Raw genomic sequence first — 25671 nt, forward strand, 5'->3', positions numbered from 1 at the left:
AAAAGCGGGTTAAATGGATAAATTACAGTTGGTTAGTTTTGTGTTATACATTTTTAGCTTGACTACACTTTCCTTATTAACAGAGCTTTTATATGAAGCTAACGTCAGCAATGAATTTTGAAGGATAAATTAGGATGAAATATATACTGTTAGCTTTATTGCTTTGTGCAATTGAGTTAACGCAAGCAAGTGAGCATTATATAGAATTAGAAAATCCAAATTTTGAGTGGTACAAGATGTGTTTTTTAGTCAGAATTTAGATTTTAACACCTTGCCTGAAAATAAGGTGGTTAACTTAACTTATTGGGGAAATAATCCAAAAGCTGAAATTAAATATAAGGGCAAAAATTTATTTGTCTCGGGTAAAAACATTGCTTTCGAGCAAGTATATTTACAATTTAATAAAAAAGTGAAAACGATTTCATTCAATATACAGACTAACCCTGCTAGTTATAATAATCAATATGTTCAAGAGCATACAGGGAAAGTCAGTGTTGAAACGCCTGAAGTGTATGAGCTTAGTAATATAATATTAACTTTATCGGACAAGTTTCATCAATCTAATTATAAAATGCGAGCTATAGGCGATTATTACGCCGATGTTTTAACATGGTTTTCTCCGTTTAAAGACCATGAAATATTTATGAAACTCGATGACGTTGACTATTATTCATTAGTTGAAAATGCGGCAGCGTATGTCTTTAATGCTGATAAAATAGAACAGTCCTCTTTATACAAAGGCTTTCGAGCCATTGATGAAGTTAAAGAAAATATTAGCGTGTTAGAAGATTTCGCTAAGAAGAGCGATTTCAAAACGTTTTATAAACAACATCAAGGGTATTACTCAAGGTTAAGTAACGTTTTTCAAGCAGGTGCTAAGCCTAAAAGTATTTGGAGGTGGTTAGAATCTCACTTTCCGGCTAGGTACCACAGTTATAAGGTTTTCTTTTCCCCGTTAGGAGCAGGTAATAACAGTTCCCGCATGTTTGCTCATAATGATTTTAATGAATCTATTATGTTTATTAGCGCACCCAACCGTTATGAAAATGATGACGTATCAATTCAAGCGTTAAAATTCACCCGTTCGTTTTTTACTGAAATTGATCATACATACGTTAATCCAATCTCAGACAAATATATAGATGATATAAATACTGCTTTTCCCGATTTAAAGTCATGGTATAAAGGCGGTGGATATAATAAACCTTATTTGACATTCAATGAGTATATGACGTGGTCATTAGTCTCTTTATACGCAATGGATAATTATACTACGCAAGAATATCAATTTATAAAAAACTATACTGAAGACTTTATGGTGAATAAGAGAGGCTTTTATCGTTTTAAAGCTTTTAATAATGAATTGATTCGTTTGTATAAAAACAAATCGACTGAAGAAAAAATCACAGATCTTTATCCTGCAATAATACGCCGGATACGAAAAAACACTAAAAATACTAAACGCAAAATGCATGGTTAGCATCTCATTGGTAGTATGAAGAGGGACTTTTAGCTGCTAGTTAAGAGTTTTCCCGCACAGTAGTAAAACTATGATGCATTAACGCTATATAATATTTCCCTTTTATATTACCCACGTTTTCAATCCAATCGAGAAAATAACTTAATAGACTTGGTATAAGCCTATATTTCCGACCTTATAACCAAATGGATTTATTTCAAAAATAATCAATATTTTACAATTAATTAACGACTGACTAATTAGTCAGGTTTTATAAAATTGTCATGATTAAATAACAAAACAGTAACATTCTTTGCTTAAAATTTAGCACCTTTTTAAATAAAAAGGTGCTGCTTTGCCTCGGCTTTTGGCAGGTAAGCGCAAGAAACGACCAGACAATAGCACGTATTTTTAAAGACAATCATTTTAAAACCAAACAGATAGTGTCGCTTTACACACTTTAACAATATAGAGAGAAGCACAATGCAAGAGAAACAATTGGCCTTTCGGCAGAAAAATTCACTTGGCATAACGATAACTGAAAAACCTAAATCTTCGGTAATAAAAGCAATGCTCATCTCAGCATTTTGCTTTTCCGTTACGCAAACAGCATTTGCAGCAGATGTTTTTATTAACGAAATTCACTATGACAATGCGGGTGGTGATGTAGGCGAAGCAATAGAAATCGCAGGTTTAGCAGGTACTGATTTATCAGGATGGCAAGTTGTTTTATATAACGGAAAGGGCGGGGCAACCTATAACAGTGCACTAGAACTTTCAGGCATTATTCCAGATCAACAAGATGGATTTGGAGCTGTGCCATTTAATTACCCTGCTAATGGAATTCAAAACGGTGCGCCAGACGGGCTTGCCTTAGTTGATGCAAACGGTAATGTTGTTGAATTTTTAAGTTATGAAGGGACGCTTGTTGCTACAAATGGTCCTGCAAATGGCTTATTGAGTACTGATATTGGTGTGGCTGAAACCAGTACTACGCCGGTTGGTTATTCATTACAGTTTAATGGCACAACGTGGCAAGCGGCTAGTGTAAATACCTTTGGTGATGTAAATATTGGGCAAACTTTTACTGACACCGATAGCGGAAATGGTGACGGCGGTGACGACAACGATAGTGGCGATAATAACAATGGTGATGATAGCAATAATGCAACAGTAACTAATGCTTGTTTTAATTGTCCAGATTTAAGTCGTATCGCCAATGCAGCTGAATTTAATGATGCAGCTTATTATGCACAAGTTATTGATGCAATTAATGCAAACGACAGCGCCGAAAATATTAAAGCAGATATTAACGAAGTCATATCTGCTAACCATAAACAATTATCTTATTCAGAAGTATGGACTGCTTTAACGGTTACTGACGAAGACCCGTTAAATGCTGATAATGTTATTTTATTTTATCGCGGCATTACTAAGCCTAAATTTGCTAATGGTAGTGGTAGTCAATCAACAAACCAAGATAACTGGAACCGTGAACATACTTGGGCAAAAAGCCATGGTTTTCCTAGTTCAAGTGCTTATGCTTATACCGATATTCACCATTTAAGACCAACGGATATCTCAGTAAATTCGTCACGTGGCAATTTAGATTTTGATAATAGTGATATGCCATTAGCAGAATCACCAGAAAACCGAGTTGACAGTGATTCGTTTGAACCTCGTGACCAAGTCAAAGGTGATGTTGCTCGTATTGTGTTCTATATGGACACTCGTTACGGCTTTGACTCGGTAACACCTGATTTACAAGTAGTCGATGCTTTAACTTCAACAGGCGAGCCAAAGTTAGGAAAATTATGTACTTTGTTAGCATGGAGCGAAGCTGATCCTGTAGATGAGTTTGAACAAAGCAGGAATGACAGCATTTACGAATTTCAAGGGAATAGAAACCCATTTATTGACCACCCTGAATGGGTTTCAATGCTGTATTCACAATCTTGTGATGGTTCAAGTCCTGTAGAGCCTGATCCCACTGAGCCTGAACCAGTAGACCCTGATCCTGTCAATACAGCCATTGACTTATACATCTCAGAGTATATTGAGGGAAGTAGTTTCAACAAAGCTGTCGAAATTTATAACCCAACCAGTGAAACTATTTCATTAGCGGGCTATACCTTTAAGCTATATTCTAATGGCAGCGCTACAGCAACAGGCACTTATGCTTTAACAGGTGAAATATTACCTCACGATGTGATTGTGCTAGGTGGAACACAAATAACAGATGATAGTGAATTAAAACCTTATATTGACCAATTTACGAGTGCTGTTAATTTCAATGGTGATGACTACATTGAATTACTTCATGGTGACAACATTATTGATAATGTAGGTATTTATGCGGTTAAGCAATCTTGGGGTGCTAATACCACCTTGGTACGCTTAGCCACAGTAACGTCAGGAGACACAGACAGAACTGATGCATTTAATAAAGCTGCACAATGGGAATCTCACCCAAGTAACACGTTTAATTTCTTAGGTTATCACTTAGTTGATGCCACTGTGCCTGATACTGGAGAAGAACCCACGTTAGGTGTTTGTAATGATGAATCTAATAAAATTCATACCATACAGGGCAGTGGCTTTGAATCCACCGTTATTGGCGAAACAAAGACTATTGAAGGTGTGGTAACAGCCGTAGTGCCAGGTTTGAAAGGGTATTTTGTTCAGGAAGAAACTACTGATATAGATGCAAATAACGCAACATCAGAGGGGATTTTTGTTTACTCTGATAGCTCTGAAAACTTCCCTATCATTGGCAATAAAATACGTATTCAAGGTACAGTTAAAGAAAATTATGGCCGTACACAATTAACCGCTACTTCAGACTTTTTAGATTGTGGTGTTGGTGAAGCTATTAATCATACCGTTGCGACATTACCAGTAATAAGCTCAAGCGATTTGGAAGCTATAGAAGGTATGTTAGTGAGTTTTGAAGACACATTGTCTGTCAGCGACACATATAACCTAGCAAGGTATGGCCAATTAACGCTTTCTAACGGTCGATTAATTCTACCGACTAATATTTATTCTGCAGGCACAACACAAGCTGTTGCCTTGGCAGATAAAAACAGTAGAAACAGAATCATTCTTGATGATATGAATAACGCACAAAACCCTGAAAATGTGCCATTTCGGCGCCAGAGTTGAGTTATCAAAATTCGTTACGTTTAGGAGATACTATTTCAAACTTAACTGGGGTTATTGACTATAGCTATAGCGAATTCCGTGTTTTGCCTACTCAAACGCCTCAGTTTATGGCAACAAATGCCAGAACCTCTAATCCTGAATTTAACGGTACAGGGTCATTAAAAATCGCTAGTTTTAACGTACTCAATTACTTTAATGGTGATGGTACTGGTCAAGGTTTCCCAACCTCAAGAGGGGCAGATAGTGCGGAAGAATTTGCTCGTCAAAGCAATAAAATTGTTGCAGCACTGATTGACATAAATGCCGATGTAGTCGGTTTGATGGAAATTGAAAATGACGGTTTTGGTAGTCATAGTGCTATAGCAGATCTAGTAAATAAGCTAAATACTCAGCTTGGTAACAATACATACAACTATGTAAACTTAAACCAAACTGGTATTGGCAGTGACGAAATTACTGTTGGCTTTATCTATAAACCATCAACTGTTTCTTTGGTAGGCAGTGCCGTAACAACATCACAATCACCATTTGATTTTGGCAATCGTCAACCCCTTGTTCAAACCTTTAAAGAGATTGCAAATAATAAAGAATTAACTATTGCTGTTAATCACTTTAAATCTAAAGGCAGTTGCGACAGCGCTACTGGTAACAATGCAGATCAAGGTGATGGTCAAGGGTGTTGGAACGAGCTTAGAACACAAGCAGCCAATGAATTAGTTAGTTGGTTAAATACTAATCCTACGGGGTCAACTAATGGCAACATTCTCATTATTGGCGACCTTAATTCATATGGTAAAGAAGATCCCATTAACGCAATAACCATGCAGGGTTATAAAAACTTAATTTCTGATCACATTGGTATTGGTGGTTATTCTTATAATTTTGGTGGTGAAGTGGGGTATTTAGACCATGCTTTAGCATCTTCTGACCTAGCGCCAAAAATTGTTGATGCCACTATCTGGCATATAAATGCTGATGAACCGCGCATTTTTGATTACAACACTGAATTCAAATCTACTGAGCAATTAACCAAATATTATGGTGATGATGCTTATAGAGCGTCAGATCATGATCCCGTTATAGTGTTACTAAATTTAAATTCCAATGAAATATTGATTGGTGATTTTGATGGCGACAACGATATAGATCAACTTGATATTCGCCAATTTACCACACTGGTTCGCAGTACTAACACACTCGATATTAAATACGACTTCAACCACGACAATAGCGTGAATAATAGAGATGTACGAGCAATGATGTCTTTATGTACTCGTACTCGTTGTGCCGTAGAATAAAAGGAAATAAAATGAAAAAATTAACAATGTTATTAACCGCTTTTCTGTTTTCATTGAGTGCTAACGCAACTTTGATCACGGTAGAATTAAATAATACTGACTATAATGTTGGCGATGTTCTCAGCGCAAATATCGTTATTTCAGAGATCGAACTGGATTATACATTTCAAAAAATAGTGGGCGATTTTGAATTTAATTTAACATTCGATAACACTATCATTGAATTTGTTTCAGCAGCCTTTGGTGACAAACTCGATGTAGACCCAGACCCATTTTGGGCAAGTGACCAATCTATTATCTCTTCGTTGGGCCGTGTTTTTCTATCAGAAATCAGCTATGCGTTAGATTCTGATTTATTCTTTGCTCAAGATGGTTTAACCAGTTTTGTACTGGCCAGTATTGACTTTAATGTTATTGGAACAGGAGCGAGCTTTGTCAACTTGTCTGAGGTTGCTATTGGCGATGCCTATGGCGATGACTTTCTAGCTGTAAATGCCATAGGGCAAACCTATTCAGTAAAAAATGGAAATTCTGTTGGTGTGCCAGAGCCATCAACAGTTTTCTTAATGCTAATCGCGATGGGTTTCTTCGTTATACGACAAAAATGCGTTAAATCCTCACATTAGTTTTACTATATAAAAACCATTCAGTGAAATGTAATTCACCGAAAACGTTTTTACCTTACTATTTATATCACTAAGCAAAGCCCTTATTCATTGAATAAGGGCTTTTATATTTTACCTTAGGGGTTATCAGCACTTGTTCTATAAACAGCAAGACATTAAGCTTACTGAAACCATAAACCATAAACCATAAACCATAAACCATAAACCATAGATGTAAAAAAACCGGCAGAAGGCGGTTTTTGAAATAGTTTATAAAACACTACATTAAAATGGTGTTATAACACCATAGTATTTTTAAGTTTGTTGAGTGCGTTTTTCTCTAATTGACGTACACGCTCAGCTGAAATTTGATATTTATTAGCTAAATCTTGCAATGTAGACTTATCTTCAGCTAACCAACGGGTGTTAATAATATCTTGGCTACGTTCGTCAAGTGCTACTAATGCCGTTGATAAACGGCTGTTAGCATGGTTTTCCCAGTTCGCATTTTCTACTTCAACAGCAAGGTCTGATTGCTTATCTTCAAGGTATAAAGCGGGTGAGAAGTTACCTGCACTAGCGTTGTCATCATCATCAGTCGATAATTCAAATGCTTGGTCATGGCTGCTCATGCGATTTTCCATTTCCAATACATCTTTAGTGCTAACACCTAATGTTTCGGCAACAGTATTTACTTCGTCATTGCTAAACCAACCTAAACGCTTTTTGTTTTTACGTAGGTTAAAGAACAATTTACGTTGTGCTTTAGTGGTTGCAACTTTCACAATACGCCAGTTTTTTAATACGTATTCATGAATTTCAGCTTTGATCCAATGTACAGCAAATGAAACTAAACGAACGCCTACTTCTGGATTAAAGCGTTTAACGGCTTTCATCAAGCCTACGTTACCTTCTTGCACTAAATCTGCTTGGGCTAAACCATAACCTGAGTAGCCTTTAGCTACATGAATCACAAAGCGCAGATGCGACATAATCAGTTTTTGTGCTGCTTGCAGATCGTTTTCTTCATAAAGGCGAGTCGCGAGATCTTGCTCTTCTTCTGCAGTAAGCATTGGAATGCTATATGCTGATTGCATGTAAGATTCAATACTGCCACTTCGTGGTACGGTAAGTTGCATTGTATTACTCATTTAATTAACCTCTATTTTTTTACTAAAATTTTTTGCTCAAGATATAATTTTGTGCACACGTAATTGTAACATAATTGTGGCTTGTTACCTATATACAGATAGCAGGTAATATTGAGCGAGCACAAACATTATCGTAATAGAAAGGGCAAAACAAGACGATCTTTCAATTTTTTTGTGACAGAGTTGTTAAATAATGTTGCGAGTGATATTTGTTCTTTATTTACAATAAGATAGGCTTATATAAATAATAAGAAATATTACTCAGCATTTGGCTCAATAGCACGTATGTGTTTACGTACCGAGATATAACTTCCAACCAAGCCCAAAATAACAGCAACAGCAATTAAAATAAGTGCTTCATCAATAGATAATCCCTGCAGCTGAAAGTTACTTTGGTATAAATCGGTTACTTTACTGATAGCACTTGTTAAATAGTGCGCAAGCAGGGTCACTGCTAACCAGGAGAGTATGCCACCAAAAATACCATACCAAACGCCACTGTATAAAAAGGGGCGTTGTATAAAGCTGTCTGTTGCGCCAACAAGTTTCATCACGGCAATGGCATCTTTTTGGTTCAAAATTGCTAAACGAATAGTATTGCCGACGATAAGCACGACAGACATGCATAATAATAATGCTACGCCTATAACGATATCTTCAATTAATTGGGCTATTGCTTCCAGACGAGTGAGCCATTCTAAGTCCAATTTACCTTGGTCAACTTCATGCTCTTGTTTTAGTTTTACTAAAAGTTCATTAGCAGCACTTGGCTGACTGGCACGTTCAGTTGGGGTGACTAAAATGGTAGCCGGTAATGGGTTTTTATCAAGATATTCAAGTGATTGGCCAAAACCAGACAATATTTTGAATTCTTTAAGTGCTTGTTCGGCAGAAATATAATGTACGTCACTTACTTCTGTGTATAACTTAATTCGTTTTACTAAGTTTTTTGCGCTTTTGTCAGTTGTTGATAATGTTAAAAACAAGGTGATTTGAGAGGCGCTGTCCCATTGTTCACTGACTTGCTCGGCATTTTTTACAAATAAATGTAATGTGGCAGGTAAAGCTAAACTAATACCCAGTACAAATACCGTCATAACAGAGGTAAAGGGTGTTCGCCATAAATCACCTAAACTACCAACCGCTTGTTGTAAGTGGCGAATAGGCAAGGTGAGTAATCGCTGTAAAAGGGAACTGCGTTGACGCAAACCACTCGAATGTCTATTGCTACTCATAAGTAACACCTTGTGCTTGCAAACCTTCCACAATACCATCGTTGATCATGGTACCTTCTTTTAACGTTAAGGTGCGATATTTCATACGGGCGATCAAACCAAGGTCATGCGTGGCAATTAACACTGTAACTCCTGCCGCATTAAATTCTTCAAAAAGGCGAATAATATCGAGGGATAATTTGGGATCTAAATTACCTGTTGGTTCATCAGCAAGTAAAATAGGTGGTTTGTTGACTATTGCACGAGCGATACCAACACGTTGTTGTTCACCACCAGAAAGCATGTGAGGAAAACATTTTAGTTTAGCGCTTAAATGTACTTTATCTAAGGCTGTTTCAACACGCTTTTTAATCTCTTTGCGACTAACGCCTTCAATAATCAACGGTAAAGCAACATTATCAAAAATTGTACGGTCTTTGAGTAAATTATGGCTTTGAAATATCATACCAATACCACGACGCACATAAGGTATTTGTTTGTACTGAATCGTCGCTAATTCGGTATGGTTGACTAAAATGCTGCCAGAGCTTGGCTTCTCCATCATAGAAATTAGCTTTAGCAATGTACTTTTACCTGCGCCAGAATGTCCTGTTAAGAAGGCCATTTCACCGGCTTGTAGCGTGAAATTAACCTGCTTTAAGGCAAGAAAACCACCCGGGTAAGTTTTGTTAACATTGTGAAAGCTAATCATAATTATTATTTTTAGACATGTTTTTTAAAAATCTTTTTTCAGTCTATTACTCTTTTGCAAACAAAGCATCAATAAAATCATCTCCATTGAATGGACGAAGATCGTCAATACCTTCACCTACGCCTAAATAACGAATAGGAATATTGTGTTTATCTGCAATAGCGAACACAACACCACCTTTAGCGGTTCCATCTAATTTAGTTACTGTTAGCCCTGTTAAGCCAACGGCTTCATCAAATAATTTAGTTTGACTTAATGCGTTTTGACCAGTGCCGGCATCAAGAGTCAACATAACTTCATGGGGAGCATTCACGTCGAGTTTTTTCATTACCCGAACGACTTTTTTTAACTCTTCCATTAAATGGGCTTTATTTTGTAATCGTCCTGCTGTGTCGGCAATAATAATATCTACTTTACGTGCCTTAGCTGCACTAATGGCATCAAAAATTACCGAAGCGCTATCTGCACCTGTATCTTGGGCAATAACAGGAATATCATTACGATCACCCCATACTTGCAATTGCTCTACGGCAGCGGCTCTAAATGTGTCGCCTGCGGCTAACATAACAGATTTCCCTTGTGCTTGAAATTGTTTAGCTAGCTTACCAATTGTTGTGGTTTTTCCTACACCGTTAACACCCACCATTAACATAACAAATGGTCCGTCACTTTCAGGTATTACCAGAGGTTGGCTGACATTCTCGATAACCTTTTTTAACTCAACTTTGAGTAAATCATATAAGGCTTCCGCATCTTTTAATTGTTTTCGGTTTGCACTTTTAGTTAACGAGTCAATAATTTTCATGGTGGTTTCAACACCAACATCGGCTAACAATAAGTGAGTTTCTAGCTCTTCAAATAGCTCGTCATCGATTTGTTTACCTTTAAACAAGTCAAATAGCCCACCGCCTAAATTAAGGCGAGTTTTACTTAAGCCTTGTTTAAGGCGCGCGAAAAATCCGAGTTTAGTTTCTTTGGCTGTTTCAGGTTCTATAACAGCTTCTGAGGAAGAGCCCTGCTCAGGCTCTACGTGCTCAGTAGTGTTTGGTGCTGTCGTTTCCGGCTCAATATTTGAGTTAGATTCTTTAAGGGGCTGTAGCGCTAATTCTGTTTCTTCCGGTTCACTCACATCGAGAGTATCCATCTCTGGTTCTGGCGTGGGCACTAACTCGGGCTCTAACGTTGTTGATAACGCTTGCTCTGTTTCTTGCGTTAAGGGTGGCATCGCCTCTATAGTTTGTTCTTCGGTCTCTATCTTCACATCATTTACGATGGATTCGCTAGCCGATACCTCATTTATAGATTCTTGTGTTTGTTCACTTTCGACCTGTTCTGGAGAAGTATTGTCTTCATCAGCAACTTGTTCTTTTTTGTCCTGACCAAAGCCTAACCAGGAAAACATACCTTTTTTTCTTCGACACTTGATTCGACCTAACAGTATTGATGTATCAAAGCGAATGCCATGAAAGGTTTCAGTTCGCTTGAATATCATTATGGTGTAAAATTGCCGCTATATTAGCATTAATAATGATAACTGTCAGTGATATGAATCAAGCGCGAAAACAACAAAATAAAAAGACGGCATCAGGCAATATTCGTATTATTCTTGGAAAGCATCGAGGTAGGAAACTTCCTGTGTTAATGGCCGATGGTTTACGACCAACGACAGACCGTGTAAAAGAAACATTGTTTAATTGGTTAATGCCTTATATTCATGATGCTCATTGTTTAGATTGCTTTGCTTTGGCGCGGGTAGTTTAGGTTTTGAGGCGCTTTCACGGGGTGCTGCGAAGGTAAAATTAGTTGAGCTAAATAAAAACGCAGTAAAGCAATTATTAGCAAACAAGCAGTTACTCAATGCTAACAACTTAGATATTATCAATGGCAATGCTTTAGATTTTTTACAGGCGCCTGCAACAAGCACTTTTGATATTGTTTTTATTGATCCGCCTTTTCGTCAAGATTTAGTTTCTCAAACCTGCGAATTATTGGAGCAAAGTGGTTAAATGAACAAGCACTAATTTATGTAGAAATGGAGTCTGAAGGTAGCCAAACCTTGCCTAATAATTGGCGCTTGTTGAAAGAAAAAATTGCCGGGCAAGTTGCTTATCGCTTGTTTCAACGAGAGTAAAAGTGAACACCCCTTAGTTTTTAGAGTATTTTTAGAGGAATTCAGTGGTTCGACATTTATGCAAATTAGGTTATTTCAATACCTAAATTAGACAGACCTTCGGCCAATACCATTGTTTTGGCTAATTGGCAGGAACGTTTATTTTCTGCTGCAAACTTTAAAAAATTAAACAATTCTTCTTGTGTTTCTCTCTCCCACACAGCCAAAGGATGCGCACTTATGTGTCTTGGCTGCACTTCTGTTTCACCTTCATCAATTAATAATAACTCAACATAATAACTAACACTATTGTCGGATAAGCGACTGACGCAATTTATGTCTTCATGGCATTTATCTTTACCATTAGACTGAATAAGCTGTAGTAAAGACATCATTGCCATACATACATCAAGGGCAGGGTAAACACCAAAAGAGTCAAATGCTTGTGGGTCTGGCGTTTGTTCTTCTAATTTCGTTAACTGAGCTTCTACATTAATTTTGATAGGGTTTTGTTTATCTAACCATTGCCACACTAAATTAAGTTGATTTTTTAATACACCATAGTCACCAAACTGGCTGCTTTCAGAAAACATTTGATAATTAGGAAGCATGCGTTCTAGTACTGCACTAGCAAAGGCAACTTGCTGCCAATGACTTAATGTTGCAAAAGGAAGTTGTATGGCCAAAGGGGTTCTCGTTAAAAATAATAGCAATGCTACATTATAAACGAGGAATTATACCCAAACCACTTAATAGTTGTGTTTTCAATTACGCGGTATTTTTAGATAATTGTTTTTGCGCATATTCAAATTTTAATCTGTATTCTGTGAGCTTACTTTCTAGCTCATGAATTTGTTCTAGGTAGTGTTCTTTTTTCTGATTATCTTGGTTAATCAATTCTGTGTTTTCATCACGTAAGAATTTAATGGTTTCTCGTACTTGGTCATTTTCTTTTTCTTGTTTTTCTCGGTTTGCATTTAACCGTTTTAACACACTTTCTTGTCCATCTTGTGCTAATTTAACTTGTGATTTAAGTGACTCTATTTCTTTTTGATGGGCTTTCACTGCCGATTGTTCAGAAATAACACTACTGACTAACGCTTGATTGTTCTTCTCTAGCTCTATCACTTTTTGTTGTACATCGGCTTGAATTTTTTGTTGTTCTTTTTCTTTGGTTAAGTGATTTTGTTGTTCTTGTTGGTGCTGTTCTTTTAACTGCTTTTGTTGATCAGTTAATTGATTTAATGCTTGTTTGTAATCTTGAGAGGTTTTTACATGTTGTTTAACATCGCCTTCTAAAAACACCACTTTTTCTTGTTGCTCGGTTAGTGCTTTTTTCTGTTCATTCACTTCATTTTGAGCTTTTGCAAGCTCCGCAGTTATTTGAGTGAGTTTTTGTTGTAGTTCTTTTGTTGTGCTATTTATCTGGCTGTCATGTTTTTTCTGTATTTTCGCCAAATCACTGGCGGATGTTTTTAGTTGTTTGGTTAATTCTGAAATTTGTGTTTTTTGTTGAGCGAGAGTTGCCGATTGTTGTTGTTCAGCTTTGTTTCTTGCTTCTTCCGCTTTTTGTGATTTTTCTTCAGCTTTTTTACGTTCACTTTCAACTTGTTCTAAACGTTTGTTCAGTGCCTGTTCTTGTTTGTTAATCGCGGTTAAACGATCATTGAGTGTTGAAATCTGATGCTGTTGTGCTGTAACGGTTTTTTCTTGCGCGGCAATAGTAGATTGTTGGGTTTTATCCTGCTCAGTAAGTTGTTTTTGCTGTGCTTGTTGATTGGTTAATTTTGTTTTTTCTTCTAACACGACACCATTAAGGCGAGCATTTTCCTGCTCTAAGCGAGCCAGTGTTTCTGCATAATTAATATTATTTTGTGTTAATTCAACTTGGTATTTTTGTTCAGTTTCTTGTTGTTTAACTGAGGCGTCTTTTAATTGTTGCTTTATTTGATTGCTTTCGAGTGTTAATTGATTAAATTGTTTTTGTAAATCTTGATCATTGGCTTTTAATGATGCTTGGTTTTGTGCATAATTTTTTTGTTCATCTACCAATTGAGTACGTAATTGTGTCACCTCATGCTCTAACTGGCTAATTTGACTAGAAAGCGTTTTGTTATATTCAGACAGTTCTTTTTGACTAGCTTGTGCGCTATTTTGTAACTCTATATAAGCAGGTTCTTGTTCTATAATCGTTTTTTTAGCCGGCTCTTTCGGTGTGACGGTACACATAAGCTGTGTTAATTTTTCTTCTACTTGAATAAATACGTCACTCGCTAGACTCTGTATTTTCTCTTCCATTTCCTTGGATAGCTTATTATTTTCGGTCATTATTTTTCACTGTGAAAGATTTATTATTGTTTAAATTAGCACAACAAAGCCTGTATCGAAATAAGGAATTACGATTATTTTACTAAAAAAATGAAAAAAGGAGCAAAAGCTCCTTTTAATGTACATTAGATATATTAACCAATTATTCTCGTAACTTACGTAAATAAATTGTTAATATTTGCTATAAATTAGCTTTCATTTGCAGCTTTTTGGCCAACGGGTACAATTTGAACACCTGAAACTTTTGCATCAGATACGCGATTACGTAACTGTGCTAAATGATTAACTTGTGTTAATGAACCTAACATTGAGTAGATAGGTACAAATAAGCCACGTTTATGAAAATCTACTACTTTATCATCAGGTAAGTTTTTAATTTTCTCTTCATTAATCGTGAATAATCCGACTAATTTCTTTTTTTCACCACTGCTTAATGCAATATTTAATTCAAGTTCTTGCAGTAAATCATTGTCTTGCATTTCTTTAATGAAATTTTCTGTCATGCGTTCATTGTCATATAAACGACCTAATGCTTGTTGTACATTGACAAGTACTTCAGATTCTTTACCGTCTTCTTCATACAGTGCTAGATCTTTATCTTCGCCAATAAATTCACTTTCAATATCAACACAAGCAGTTAAAGTGTTTTCTTTCTCAGGATCTAGTCCCAATGAAAAAGGCACCATGGAAATACTTTGTGGCATTGATAAAGCAAGCCATTTATCATCTTGAAAATATAAGTTTTCACCTGCTTCTAAGCCCAACATACCAACACTACGGTAGCGATCTGAATCAGGATTTTTAACAAATACAATAGGAAAACTTGATGACGCTTGAGCATATTCTACTGCTGCAACAGGGATAATATGTTGTCCGGCAACATGTGAAATATTGCGAGTGCTAGAAAGTTTTAATTTTTGATGTTGTTCTTTATTTACTGGAACGAAGTTCGCCATAATTTATTCTCTTGTTTGGTGCGACTATTCTCACACTGCTTGAATGTAAGAGCACATTTCTTATAATAATGTAATTGAATGAAAATTAATTACTGTGTTCTTTCTCTGTGTACCTAAGTTATGGAGGCGGCTGTTTTCGGTTTCAATACTAAACTTGAAATAATTTATAAAAAAGCTGAAAAACTATCGTTTTTCAAAATAACTTGTTCGTTTTTAGTCGCTCATTTATGCTCAAGGTATGCTTTATATTGGTACACTGTATTACTTCGGACTGAGTTAGGACTATATTGGTAAGTTTATGACGTCAAAAATATTATATTTTTTTATTTGTATACTGCTTTCTGCGTCAGTTATTACTTGACCCAAGGTGCTTGTGCAGCACCAACGTAGCGCGACAAATTTAGCTGAAATACAAATAACAAATCAAACCAGTAAAGCTTTAATTTGTTATGTGGCAATTGATGGCCATAAACTCTATTTTCATTTACCGGCGAACCGACCTTCCCAATGGTATAAGGCAACAGATACTCGATTCAATTATGCTAATTTTAGTACCTGGTGTGATTATTTATCCTTATATCCACAATACAGTCAAATTAATTAACCTAGATAACAATGAATTTACCAAATTCATGATAGTAATAAAATAGCATAACGGTCATTTTATATAGTAATATAGGGCTGTTTACTCTATGTATTAGGAATAAAAAACACTTATATGGCTTTACTTATAACCTACCTGATTGTTGCTATTGGCGTATCATTTGTATGTTCCATTCTTGAAGCTGTGTTGTTGTCAGTTACGCCTACTTTTGTGGCGCAACAACTGAAAGAAAATAAAAAAGGTGCAAAAAAATTAGCACAAGTTAAAGATAAGCTTGACCATTCTATTTCAAGTATATTAATTCTAAATACCTTTGCTCATACCATGGGGGCTGCGGGTGTTGGTGCACAAGCAATACATGTTTTTGGCGAGCAAAAAGAAACCTTAATTGCCTTTTTATTAACATTATGTATTCTCTACTTTTCTGAAATTATCCCCAAAACCCTAGGTGCTACTTTTTGGCGTAATTTAGCGATTCCGTCGGCTTATGTTATTTCATTGTTAGTGAAACTTGTTTATCCCTTTGTTTGGTTTTCTTCATTATTGACCCGAATGTTTAATCAAGGAAATTCTGATGTGATTACTCGAGAAGAATTATTGACTGTTGCAGCACTTAGTCATAAAGGAGGTACGTTAGATCGACAAGAAAGCCAATTAGTCGAAAATATACTGAACTTACGAGAAGTGAAAACTGAAGATATTTTAACACCGCGTAGTGTTGTTCATGCTTTAGCAAAAGAAATAACCATAAGTGAAGCTATTTCTAATGAAAAAACGGCTAACTTCACTCGCATACCTGTATACGATGGCACCATTGATAATGTTGCGGGTGTTGTGATCAAAGCAGATCTTTATGAAAATGAAAGACAGGGAAATGGCACACTGGCATTAAGTGATGTTATTTCACCAATTTGGCGAGTTTCGGAAAGCTTACCTGTTTTGAATTTGTTGGATTTATTTATTAAAAGAAATGAACATATTTTTATTGTGGAAGACCATTTTGGGCAAACAGCAGGTGTGGTTTCCCTTGAAGATGCAATTGAAACATTCTTAGGTCGTGAAATTATTGATGAAAGTGATCAGGTAGAAAATTTACAAAAGTTAGCAAAATCAAAATATCGTCAGCGACTAAAGCATAAATTTCCCAAGAACAAAAACGTTTAGTTATGAATAAAATTTCGTAGTGATTTAAACGATATACTTTGATAAATATTCTACTAATAATTTTATTTTCGGTGATAAATGTCTGTTTTGTGGATACACCGCCCAGATACCTTCGTCAGGCTCTCTAAAATTGTCTAATAAGGTAACCAATTCGCCTTTTTGTATATAATGCTGAACATAATAATCGGGCAATTGTACTATGCCTAACCCCTTTAATGCGGCGTCTACTAAGCTATAACCACTGTTGTACCTTAACCTACCCGTAACTCGAATATTTTTTTCTTTACCTGCCTCACGAAAGTGCCAATAGTCTAATGTACCTAATAAACAGCTGTATTTAGTTAGTTCGGCTAGCGTATGAGGTATACCGTATTGATGTAAATAAGCCGGTGATGCGCATAGATAATTGGTTCGTTTACCGAGTTTTTTTGCCATAAGCGTTGAGTCTGCTAATTTACCCAGACGAATAGCCAAATCATAACCTTCTTCTACCAAGGCAACTTTTTGATTGGTTAAGTTTGCGTATACTTCTATCTCACTGTGTTGCTTCATGAAGTTATTAACTAAAGGCATGATCATTTTTTCGCCATAGGTAATAGGGGCGGTTAGTTTGATTTTACCTCGGGGTTTAGATTGTAAATTAGTTATCGCGCGCTCAGCAGCTTCTAAACCATCAAGTACACTGCGACAGTGTTGATAGAATATACGTCCCTCTTCAGTTAATGATACTTTGCGCGTAGTTCGATAAAGTAATTTTGTATCTAGGCGACTTTCTAATGCGCTGACTTGCCGACTTACTTGAGCCGTTGAAATCGACATTTTTTTCGAGGCAAGTGTGAAGCTTTCACTTTCTGCCACATGCACAAACTCACTAATACCTGCCCACTGCATGATTGTTACCTATATGTAAAAGTAATTTACAAAATAGGTATATTATCATTACTGAAGAAACAAATATAATAGGCGCATATTAAAAATGCGTTAATTCGTTTATTTCAACCGTGAGAATTATTATGTCAGATCAATTTATTAAATCGAAAGCTGCTATTGCTTGGGGTCCTAAGCAACCATTATCTATCGAAGAAGTCGATGTAATGCTACCCCGTAAAGGTGAAGTGTTGGTTAAAGTTATTGCTTCTGGCGTATGTCATACCGATGCTTTTACTTTATCAGGCGAAGATCCAGAAGGTATCTTCCCCGTGATTTTAGGTCATGAAGGTGGAGGAGTTGTTGAGCAAATAGGTGAGGGGGTTACCGGCGTACAAGTGGGTGATCACGTTATCCCTTTATACACACCTGAGTGTGGTGAATGTAAGTTTTGTTTATCAGGTAAAACAAACCTTTGCCAAAAAATTAGGGAAACTCAAGGTAAAGGCTTAATGCCTGATGGCACTACTCGCTTTTATAAAGACGGTCAGCCTATTTTTCATTACATGGGCTGTTCAACATTCTCTGAGTATACTGTATTGCCTGAAATCTCGTTAGCGAAAGTGAATAAAGACGCACCACTGGAAGAAGTTTGTTTATTGGGCTGTGGTGTTACTACGGGTATGGGCGCGGTAATGAATACGGCGAAAGTTGAAGCAGGGGCAACCGTTGCTATTTTTGGCTTAGGTGGTATTGGCTTATCTGCTGTCATTGGTGCAACCATGGCTAAAGCTAGCCGAATTATTGCGATAGATATTAATGAAAGTAAGTTTGATCTGGCAAAAAAACTTGGAGCTACAGAATGCATTAATCCAAAAGATTACGATCAGCCCATTCAAGATCTTATTGTGGAATTAACTGATGGAGGTGTTGATTATTCCTTTGAATGTGTTGGTAATGTTAATCTAATGCGTTCAGCATTAGAGTGTTGTCATAAAGGTTGGGGGGAATCTGTCATCATTGGTGTTCTTGGTGCAGGACAAGAAATTTCAACTCGTCCGTTCCAATTAGTCACGGGTCGTGTTTGGCGTGGCTCTGCCTTTGGTGGGGTAAAAGGTCGTTCCGAATTACCTGATTATGTAGAACGTTACTTACAAGGTGAATTCAAATTAAGTGATTTTATTACTCATACTATGGGGCTTGAACGCATCAATGAGGCGTTTGATTTAATGCATGAAGGCAAAAGTATTCGTAGTGTTGTTCATTTTGATAAATAATCTATTTCGAAAAGTAACTTATTCTCATAACATACAAAGGTGATAACGTGGCAATGAACAAGCTTGTTGAAAGCTCACTGGTAAACATAAGTATGAACAAAAGCTTTGGTGGGCGGCATAAACAATATAGCCATCAGTCTCCAACGTTAAATTGCACTATGCAGTTTGCTATTTACTTACCGCCGCAAGCCTCTAATGGCACAAAAGTTCCGGTGCTTTACTGGCTTTCGGGGCTAACATGCACCGATGAAAATTTTATGCAAAAAGCGGGAGCACTAAGGATAGCAGCTGAATTGGGTATTGCTATTGTGGCACCAGATACAAGCCCTAGGGGTGATGATATAGCCAATGATGAGGGGTATGATTTAGGCCAAGGAGCCGGTTTTTATGTTAATGCCACCCAAACCCCGTGGCGTCGTCACTATCAAATGTATGATTATGTGGTAAATGAGTTACCGGCTTTAATTGAATCAACTTTCCCAGTAGCAGAGAAACGTGCCATTAGTGGGCATTCAATGGGAGGGCATGGCGCCTTAATGATAGGTATGAAAAATCCTGACCGTTACTGCTCTATTTCAGCCTTTAGTCCTATTTGTAACCCTGTTCATTGTCCGTGGGGAGAAAGCTTTCACCGCATATTTGGGCAATAATAAAGATACTTGGCGGGAATACGATGCCGGCGAACTAATGAAGAAAGCAACACACTTTGTCCCAACAAAGGTTGATCAAGGTGAGGCAGACAGTTTTTTAACAGAACAATTAAAACCTGAAGTATTAGAGTCTGCGGCGAAAGTGAGTGGTTATCCTTTAGCGTTAAACCTACATGAAGGTTATGATCACAGTTATTACTTTATCGCGAGTTTTATTGAAGAACATTTACGTTTTCACGCTAATTATCTTAGCCATTAATCTTATTTATTATCGTAGTCACAGTACCATTAATAGCGTAATATTTACGGGAGAGTTGTCGTCTAAATGTCAGATAAACTGACCTAAAAATCTTCAGGAATGTTGTCTAATTAATGGTGTTGATAATAATAGGTCATATTAAGGCGATCGGGTTGTATTTTGATAATAAAATCAAGCTGTTCGCTATGGCTTCGGTATTTTATTTCGTCTCGCATGGGGTGTATGCAAGTAATTTAACCGTGATATTAAATGGTGAATTACCGAAAGCGGTTGAAAAAAATATTTTATCTTATTTAGGTAAACTGCCAGAAACAGACTTAGAACGTACCGCTTTTATCTACTCAGCCAAAGGTAATTCACATAAAGCTTTACAATCTTTAGGCTATTATCAAGCGGACATCCGTGTTGTTGTTAAAAAAGATCCCTGGCAATTGCTTCTAACGGTTAAATTACCTAACCCCACGTTGATTGATAACATTGATGTGAGTGTGACGGGAGAAGCCAAGGACGACCCTGCTTTTCTTGCTTTAATTGATAATCATGAACTAAAGCAAGGTGAAGCACTGCATCATGGGCATTATGAAACGCTTAAATCAAATTTATTATCCTTAGGGCAACAGCGTGGTTATCTAAATGGGGTGTTAGCAGAAAGTAACATTACCATTAAAAAAGACTATGGATTTGCCGATATTGTTATACATTATGACAGTGGCCCAAGGTATAGATTTGGTGATATTAATTTTGATGAATTTGAACTTATTCCTGAATTATTTTCAAATTTAATTCCGTTTAAAGCTGACAGTTATTACAGCACCCAAAAATTGCATCAGTTGCAATATCAATTGCAATCTACCCAATATTTTAGCAATGTTATTGCGGTGCCGGCTGAAAAAATAACTGATGCAAGAGCTGATCAATATCGAGTGCCCATAAACGTTTCATTGACGCCCGCTAAAAGTCATCAGTTTGATTTAGGTATAGGCTATGCCACAGATACCGAGTTTCGTCTATCTGCAGGGTGGCGTACGCCTATCATTAATAAATATGGGCACTATCAGGAAACAAAGCTAGAATATTCTGCGTTAAACCCCACCGGAAAGTTTATTTATAATATCCCGATAAATCACCCATTCGAGGATGTATTACGTTTTAAAATTACGGTTGAAAACGAAGATTACGCTGATTTCACCACAAAATTTTATTCAGCTCAAGTTGGGCGTGTAACCAGTAAAAACAATTGGAACAGGCAGATTTATACCCGCTATCATCAAGAGTCATGGCAGTATGATCTTGATGACAGTAATCCCAATATTATTTGGTCTGAAAAAGATAGTGTTCATTACATTATTCCTGGAGTTACTTGGTCTAAAACTATGCGTCAAGGAGCGGCCTTAGATCCTACTTCTGGCTTTCGACAAACGTATAATATTGAAGGGGCGCATTTGGATCTTTGGTTCAGATAATAGTTTTTTTAGAATACAGGGTAGATGGCGCTATATTACTACCTTAAAACCCAAGCACCGATTAGTTACTCGCGCTGAGTTAGGGGCAATTTACATTGATAAAGATGCTCAGTTAGCTCCTTCTTTACGCTTTTATGCGGGGGGAGATCAAAGTATTCGCGGCTTTGCTTACCAATCTATTGGGTCAACTATTCCTTCATCATCAGATCCCGACAAGGCTGTACCCATTGTTGTCGGTGGTACAAGGTTAATACTGGCAAGCATTGAATATCAATATTATTTAAACAATAAATGGCGACTTGGGATTTTTTCTGACGGGGGTAGTGTTGCAGATCAAGGTGAATTTGAACCCGTGTACTCATTAGGTACAGGCGTACATTATATGTCGCCCGTTGGTGCTATAAAACTTGATTTTGCCTATGGCATTGATGGTGATGACAGAAGTTGGCGTCTTCATCTCAGCTTAGGAGCCGAATTATGAGTTGGCGTCGTTTAAGCTATAAAATTACTCAGTATTTGGCGATAATTCTCTTTTCTATTACTATTTTATTAACCACGCCTTGGGGGACTCAGTTAACGGTAGCCATTATAAATACGTTTAGCTCCATATCTGTTGATTACCGTAGTGGCTCTTTAATTCGTGATGTGCAATTCAATCGCTTCCATTTACCATTGGATGATGTGGATATTAGGGTGGATGGGTTCGCAACAAAAATAGACTTTTCATGTCTTTGGAAAAAAACCTTATGTGTAAAATCTATTTCTGCTGATGACCTTGTTTTACGTTATACAACGGCTGCTAATAATAGTTATTCAGCTAGCATAGATAGCAAGCATGAAAGTGTGGATGATACCGCCACTCAAAAATCAACCAATACTCTTTTTAAAGTGCCTTTTGCTATTAAAATTGACAGTATTTCCTTAAAAAAAGCCCAAATAGTCATTGATAAAAGCGCTATCTTACTCACCCGACTACAAGCTAAACTTGCTATTAAACAGAGTCAATTTAGCCTATTACAACCTTCTGTTAATCAAGTAAGTATTCAACTGGAAAATACACCAGAGGCTTTAAGTAAACAGCAACCTTTAGTTACTTCAATAGCTGATATTATTGCGACATTACCTGACCTTCATTTACCTATCTCTCTTGCGGTTGAAAAGCTAAGTATTAGCAATCTAACGGTGGCTAAAAAAATAACAGAACATGAGCAAAATCAAGTATGGCAATCAAGGGATAACCAAATCACGGCTACCTGGTTAAATTCAGATCTCCGTATTCGGCAGTTTAAAACCACAACACCGAATTTTGCAATAACTGAATTCACGGCCAATGCTAAGTTAACCAATCCTTACCAAATAAACAGTAATGTTGTTAGTCATATTATTAACCTGCCACTATGGCCTGATATCGCTGATTCAAATCAAAAAATATCCATACAAGGGTCACTAGAAGATCTTAATATTGACATCAGTAGCCAAGGCAACTTAGCCTTCAGCAGTGTCGGACACGTGAATTTAATTCACCCTGATATACCGTTTAACATAACCGTCGATGCGGATAAAATGCCATTACCTCCATCCTTAAGACAACATGGTAAGCCTTCGTCTTTATCTATCATCATGTCGGGCGATCTACACAAGCAACATCTTGAGTTAGCTAGTCAATTAACAAGCTATGGTTATAATAATGCGCAAGTTAAATTAGCGGCAACGCATCAAGAAGGAAATTTCAATATTGATGAGTTATTAATAAGTGAAGAAGACTCCGCTAGCCGGCTAAGTTTGCAAGGTAATGTAGCGGTACTGCCATCAGACTTTAACTGGCAAGTATCGATGCATTCAACGGGTATTTCACTACCCACAATAAATCTGTATAAGTTAACCGAATTACTGCAAGTGCAAAACAAAATAAATGATTTTACTTCAAATATGCCTAATACCTTATCAGGTCGGATACAAGGGCGTATCACTAGTGAGGGGGCGTGGTCTGATAAACAGTGGCAAGCTAATATAACAGACACTGATATTTCAGGCACATTGAACAATACAGCGTTTAAAATAAAAGGGGATATTGGTTTTACCCCTTCAGGGCATATCACCCAAGGAGAGTTATTGCTTGTGGCCAATAACAGTGAGTTAACGTTGCGCTCTGCAAATAATGCTTTCTGGGATCTTACTGGGAATGTATCTGTGAACAATCTTGAACAATGGTATCAAGAAGCAAAAGGCGCTTTTAACAGTGATTTTTCAATAACAGGGACAAAAGATAATCCTACAATTCGTTTAAATGCTGAAGCTTCAAAGGTAAATTGGTCAAAGTGGCGCAGTAATACATTACATATTAATGGAGTCTATTTACCAAAGCAGAATCATCAAATTGAGTTAGCGATCAACAACGATCACTTAACTTGGACGAATAAAGAAAAAATAACTAGCGCACATGACATTAGTTTAAAGCTGTCTGGTGACGCTAAACAGCATGAATTGCAAGCACACTGGTTGGGTGATATTAGTGGGCAACTTGATTTGACGGGGCATTTTGATAACACCTTAACTCGGCACAGTACTATTGAACAAAGTACACTAGCCTATAAAGATATGGCCTTAACGAATGCTCAAGCATTTGAATTACAATTTGATTTTGCTAGTTCAACGGGAACAATATCAAGTCATTGTTGGGAAGGTTTTGGTGTGAGTGCTTGCTTACCTCGTCAGGCTATTATTGGGGAAGTTTGGTGATATAGCGGCAAAAGTGACGGTGGATCTCAATGCTATTGATGAATTGTTTTTGCCAAAAGATATTGATTTAATAAGTCAACTTCATGGTGATGTTGCTGCTACTTGGTCACCACAGCAAACTATTAAAGCCAAAGCAGATTTTATTTTGTTACCTGGTTATATTAAGGTGAGTGATGAATTTAGTGAACATACGTTATCACAGTGGTCACAGGGGGGGGGGTCGGTTGAATTTAATGGGGAACAATTAACGAATACAATACAACTGGCGGATATCAATAACCAACCAATTATCAATATTAACGCGGCGCTTAAGTTAACGGATAATTTTCCGGTTGACGCTCAAATAATCTTGCACGAAATAGACCTACAGCCTTTTCAACCTATGTTGAGTAAAGTGGTTAATTTACAAGGTAAACTGACCACAAATATTACTATTGATGGTACGCTAACTTCACCCTTAATTAATGGGGAAGTTAAATTAAATCACGGCAAATTAAAATTTGAACAAAATGCTAACGTGATCGATAACTTATCTACTACGCTTATTATTAATAATAACAAGGCTTCACTCATTGGCCGTTTTTTCTTAGAAGACAAAGAGGCCATGTTAGCGGGGCAGTTATCATGGCAAGACAGTTTGGTGATCAACCTTGATTTAAATGCAAAAACTATCCCTGTGGCTTTTCCTCCACAGTTAATAATGAATATATCGCCTACGCTGAATTTTTCATTCTCTGACAATGCACTTGTGGTGAGTGGTAATGTTGATGTACTTGAAGGAAGTTACAACATTGATAAATTGCCTGAAGGTAGCGTGCCCTTTAGTGACGATGTTATTATTGTGGACCAAGATGGGCAGGTGATTGCTAAAAAAACGGCATATACCAATGTTAGCACTAAGGTTAATGTTAATATTGCTAAAGCATTTACTGTCTCTGGGCAGGGCTTACAAAGCCATTTATCTGGTCAATTGCAAATTAACCAAGAACAAAAACAACCATTACAACTTTATGGAAGAATTCAATCCGATAATGGTGTTTTTAAAGCGTATGGTCAAAAATTACAAATAGAAAAAGGCGATCTTACTTTTAATGGTCCAACAACTAATCCTTACCTAGACTTACGCGCCAGTAAAAGTATTCCGGCGGAAGATGTGACGGTCGGAATTCAAGTTTCTGGTTTAGCTGATGCTTTAACCATGCAGTTAATTTCGTCACCGGTAATGCAAACACCGGAAATACTTTCATATTTAGTGAGAGGTAGGGGGCTAGATGCCGATACAGAAAATAGTACCACGGCAGCGGGGTTATTAGTGGGAATGAGTCTAACCAATAATATTGGCTTATTTGAACAGATTGAAAAACTTCCCCTTATTAACAACCTTGCTGTTGATACTGAAGGCGTAGGTGAGCAAACTCAAGCCACCGTTAGTGGTTATATTGGTAATCGAGTTTATTTAAAATATGGGATTGGTGTTTATGAACCTATTAATGAGCTAACTGTCAGGCTGTATATGTTTAATCGTTTTTGGTTAGAAATAGTCAGTGGTATTGAAAAGTCTACCGACATCTATTACTCGTTTGATATTGAGTAATAAAAAGGTAGGGTCTGTGTATTTTGAATGGATCTTGATTATGCATTTTTTATTAT

General features: G+C 36.9%; 19 protein-coding genes and 2 pseudogenes. 13 read left to right on the forward strand and 8 right to left on the reverse strand.

All coding sequences use genetic code 11. The features are described 5' to 3' along the window. Positions 1 to 238: 238 nt before the first annotated feature. The 4 genes from L3081_RS02485 (at position 239) to L3081_RS02500 (ending at position 6548) form a co-directional block, all read left to right on the forward strand. Entirely contained in the window at positions 239 to 1480 is a 1242-nt protein-coding gene (locus L3081_RS02485; protein ID WP_242283220.1) for a DUF4932 domain-containing protein, read from the forward strand. A gap of 462 nt (positions 1481 to 1942) precedes the next feature. Further along, on the forward strand, positions 1943 to 4624 hold the full coding sequence (locus L3081_RS02490) for an endonuclease (protein WP_242283222.1): 2682 nt from the start codon (positions 1943 to 1945) through the stop codon (positions 4622 to 4624). Continuing rightward, positions 4621 to 5922 carry an ExeM/NucH family extracellular endonuclease gene (locus L3081_RS02495; RefSeq protein ID WP_242283224.1) on the forward strand — a complete coding sequence of 434 codons (1302 nt, stop codon included), beginning with the start codon at positions 4621 to 4623 and terminating at the stop codon, positions 5920 to 5922. Before L3081_RS02490 ends, L3081_RS02495 begins: the two co-directional genes overlap by 4 nt. An 11-nt stretch (positions 5923 to 5933) precedes the next feature. Then, the gene (locus L3081_RS02500; protein WP_242283226.1) at positions 5934 to 6548 is read left to right on the forward strand and encodes a PEP-CTERM sorting domain-containing protein; all 615 of its coding nucleotides are present in this window, start codon (positions 5934 to 5936) and stop codon (positions 6546 to 6548) included. Between the two features lie 275 nt (positions 6549 to 6823). Here the strand turns inward: L3081_RS02500 and rpoH are convergent, their stop codons facing one another. From rpoH to ftsY, 4 genes are all read right to left on the reverse strand, one after another. Further along, positions 6824 to 7678: an RNA polymerase sigma factor RpoH gene (gene rpoH, locus L3081_RS02505; protein ID WP_242283227.1), complete on the reverse strand. Its 855-nt coding sequence runs from the start codon at positions 7676 to 7678 to the stop codon at positions 6824 to 6826. Between the two features lie 257 nt (positions 7679 to 7935). Further along, positions 7936 to 8913: a permease-like cell division protein FtsX gene (gene ftsX, locus L3081_RS02510; RefSeq protein ID WP_242283229.1), complete on the reverse strand. Its 978-nt coding sequence runs from the start codon at positions 8911 to 8913 to the stop codon at positions 7936 to 7938. Then, complete coding sequence (gene ftsE, locus L3081_RS02515) at positions 8906 to 9604, reverse strand: cell division ATP-binding protein FtsE (RefSeq protein WP_242283231.1); 699 nt, start codon at positions 9602 to 9604, stop codon at positions 8906 to 8908. The genes ftsX and ftsE overlap by 8 nt, the downstream gene beginning before the upstream one ends. Before the next feature lie 46 nt (positions 9605 to 9650). Then, entirely contained in the window at positions 9651 to 11096 is a 1446-nt protein-coding gene (gene ftsY / locus L3081_RS02520; protein ID WP_420839690.1) for a signal recognition particle-docking protein FtsY, read from the reverse strand. Positions 11097 to 11149: 53 nt separating this feature from the next. Between ftsY and rsmD the strand changes: the two are divergent. After that, positions 11150 to 11735: pseudogene (gene rsmD / locus L3081_RS02525) on the forward strand (16S rRNA (guanine(966)-N(2))-methyltransferase RsmD). A gap of 65 nt (positions 11736 to 11800) precedes the next feature. On the opposite strand, the gene L3081_RS02530 reads toward rsmD, so the two are convergent. The 3 genes from L3081_RS02530 to L3081_RS02540 all read right to left on the reverse strand — a co-directional run bounded on the left by L3081_RS02530 (position 11801) and on the right by L3081_RS02540 (position 14998). Continuing rightward, positions 11801 to 12400: a YjaG family protein gene (locus L3081_RS02530; RefSeq protein ID WP_242283232.1), complete on the reverse strand. Its 600-nt coding sequence runs from the start codon at positions 12398 to 12400 to the stop codon at positions 11801 to 11803. Between the two features lie 82 nt (positions 12401 to 12482). After that, the gene (locus L3081_RS02535) at positions 12483 to 14042 is read right to left on the reverse strand and encodes a coiled-coil domain-containing protein (protein ID WP_242283234.1); all 1560 of its coding nucleotides are present in this window, start codon (positions 14040 to 14042) and stop codon (positions 12483 to 12485) included. A 188-nt stretch (positions 14043 to 14230) separates the two neighbouring features. Then, positions 14231 to 14998: a SapC family protein gene (locus L3081_RS02540; RefSeq protein WP_242283236.1), complete on the reverse strand. Its 768-nt coding sequence runs from the start codon at positions 14996 to 14998 to the stop codon at positions 14231 to 14233. Between the two features lie 373 nt (positions 14999 to 15371). On the opposite strand from L3081_RS02540, the gene L3081_RS02545 reads away from it, so the two are divergent. Continuing rightward, positions 15372 to 15602: a hypothetical protein gene (locus L3081_RS02545; RefSeq protein WP_242283238.1), complete on the forward strand. Its 231-nt coding sequence runs from the start codon at positions 15372 to 15374 to the stop codon at positions 15600 to 15602. 114 nt (positions 15603 to 15716) lie between these two features. Beyond that, complete coding sequence (locus L3081_RS02550; RefSeq protein WP_242283239.1) at positions 15717 to 16766, forward strand: CNNM domain-containing protein; 1050 nt, start codon at positions 15717 to 15719, stop codon at positions 16764 to 16766. A gap of 24 nt (positions 16767 to 16790) precedes the next feature. On the opposite strand, the gene L3081_RS02555 is transcribed toward L3081_RS02550, so the two are convergent. Continuing rightward, positions 16791 to 17657 carry a LysR family transcriptional regulator gene (locus tag L3081_RS02555; RefSeq protein ID WP_242283241.1) on the reverse strand — a complete coding sequence of 289 codons (867 nt, stop codon included), beginning with the start codon at positions 17655 to 17657 and terminating at the stop codon, positions 16791 to 16793. A gap of 122 nt (positions 17658 to 17779) precedes the next feature. On the opposite strand from L3081_RS02555, the gene L3081_RS02560 reads away from it, so the two are divergent. The 6 genes and pseudogenes from L3081_RS02560 (at position 17780) to L3081_RS27875 (ending at position 25615) form a co-directional block, all read left to right on the forward strand. Beyond that, positions 17780 to 18910: an S-(hydroxymethyl)glutathione dehydrogenase/class III alcohol dehydrogenase gene (locus L3081_RS02560; protein WP_242283243.1), complete on the forward strand. Its 1131-nt coding sequence runs from the start codon at positions 17780 to 17782 to the stop codon at positions 18908 to 18910. A gap of 53 nt (positions 18911 to 18963) precedes the next feature. After that, a pseudogene (fghA, locus tag L3081_RS02565) lies at positions 18964 to 19819 on the forward strand (S-formylglutathione hydrolase). A 185-nt stretch (positions 19820 to 20004) separates the two neighbouring features. Further along, a complete protein-coding gene (locus L3081_RS02570) occupies positions 20005 to 21282 on the forward strand; it encodes an autotransporter assembly complex protein TamA (RefSeq protein ID WP_242283245.1) in 1278 nt (425 codons plus the stop codon). Continuing rightward, positions 21248 to 21763 (forward strand): autotransporter assembly complex protein TamA, encoded by a 516-nt coding sequence (locus L3081_RS02575; RefSeq protein WP_242283249.1) that lies wholly within the window; start codon positions 21248 to 21250, stop codon positions 21761 to 21763. The genes L3081_RS02570 and L3081_RS02575 overlap by 35 nt, the downstream gene beginning before the upstream one ends. Then, entirely contained in the window at positions 21760 to 24021 is a 2262-nt protein-coding gene (locus L3081_RS02580) for a translocation/assembly module TamB domain-containing protein (protein WP_242283250.1), read from the forward strand. The genes L3081_RS02575 and L3081_RS02580 overlap by 4 nt, the downstream gene beginning before the upstream one ends. Beyond that, a complete protein-coding gene (locus tag L3081_RS27875; protein ID WP_242283251.1) occupies positions 23978 to 25615 on the forward strand; it encodes a translocation/assembly module TamB domain-containing protein in 1638 nt (545 codons plus the stop codon). Before L3081_RS02580 ends, L3081_RS27875 begins: the two co-directional genes overlap by 44 nt. Positions 25616 to 25671 lie beyond the last annotated feature (56 nt).

This window comes from Colwellia maritima, from assembly GCF_022669015.1.
GTDB classification, from domain to species: domain Bacteria; phylum Pseudomonadota; class Gammaproteobacteria; order Enterobacterales; family Alteromonadaceae; genus Colwellia; species Colwellia maritima.

What these genes read in the sequence shown, in the direction of transcription:
- L3081_RS02490 (WP_242283222.1), top strand. Translation starts at nt 1,943, where the DNA reads ATGCAAGAGAAACAATTGGCCTTTCGGCAGAAAAATTCACTTGGCATA.
- L3081_RS02500 (WP_242283226.1), top strand. Translation starts at nt 5,934, where the DNA reads ATGAAAAAATTAACAATGTTATTAACCGCTTTTCTGTTTTCATTGAGT.
- rpoH (WP_242283227.1), bottom strand. Translation starts at nt 7,678, where the DNA reads ATGAGTAATACAATGCAACTTACCGTACCACGAAGTGGCAGTATTGAA.
- ftsX (WP_242283229.1), bottom strand. Translation starts at nt 8,913, where the DNA reads ATGAGTAGCAATAGACATTCGAGTGGTTTGCGTCAACGCAGTTCCCTT.
- ftsE (WP_242283231.1), bottom strand. Translation starts at nt 9,604, where the DNA reads ATGATTAGCTTTCACAATGTTAACAAAACTTACCCGGGTGGTTTTCTT.
- ftsY (WP_420839690.1), bottom strand. Translation starts at nt 11,096, where the DNA reads ATGATATTCAAGCGAACTGAAACCTTTCATGGCATTCGCTTTGATACA.
- L3081_RS02535 (WP_242283234.1), bottom strand. Translation starts at nt 14,042, where the DNA reads ATGACCGAAAATAATAAGCTATCCAAGGAAATGGAAGAGAAAATACAG.
- L3081_RS02540 (WP_242283236.1), bottom strand. Translation starts at nt 14,998, where the DNA reads ATGGCGAACTTCGTTCCAGTAAATAAAGAACAACATCAAAAATTAAAA.
- L3081_RS02550 (WP_242283239.1), top strand. Translation starts at nt 15,717, where the DNA reads ATGGCTTTACTTATAACCTACCTGATTGTTGCTATTGGCGTATCATTT.
- L3081_RS02555 (WP_242283241.1), bottom strand. Translation starts at nt 17,657, where the DNA reads ATGCAGTGGGCAGGTATTAGTGAGTTTGTGCATGTGGCAGAAAGTGAA.
- L3081_RS02560 (WP_242283243.1), top strand. Translation starts at nt 17,780, where the DNA reads ATGTCAGATCAATTTATTAAATCGAAAGCTGCTATTGCTTGGGGTCCT.
- L3081_RS02570 (WP_242283245.1), top strand. Translation starts at nt 20,005, where the DNA reads ATGGCTTCGGTATTTTATTTCGTCTCGCATGGGGTGTATGCAAGTAAT.
- L3081_RS02580 (WP_242283250.1), top strand. Translation starts at nt 21,760, where the DNA reads ATGAGTTGGCGTCGTTTAAGCTATAAAATTACTCAGTATTTGGCGATA.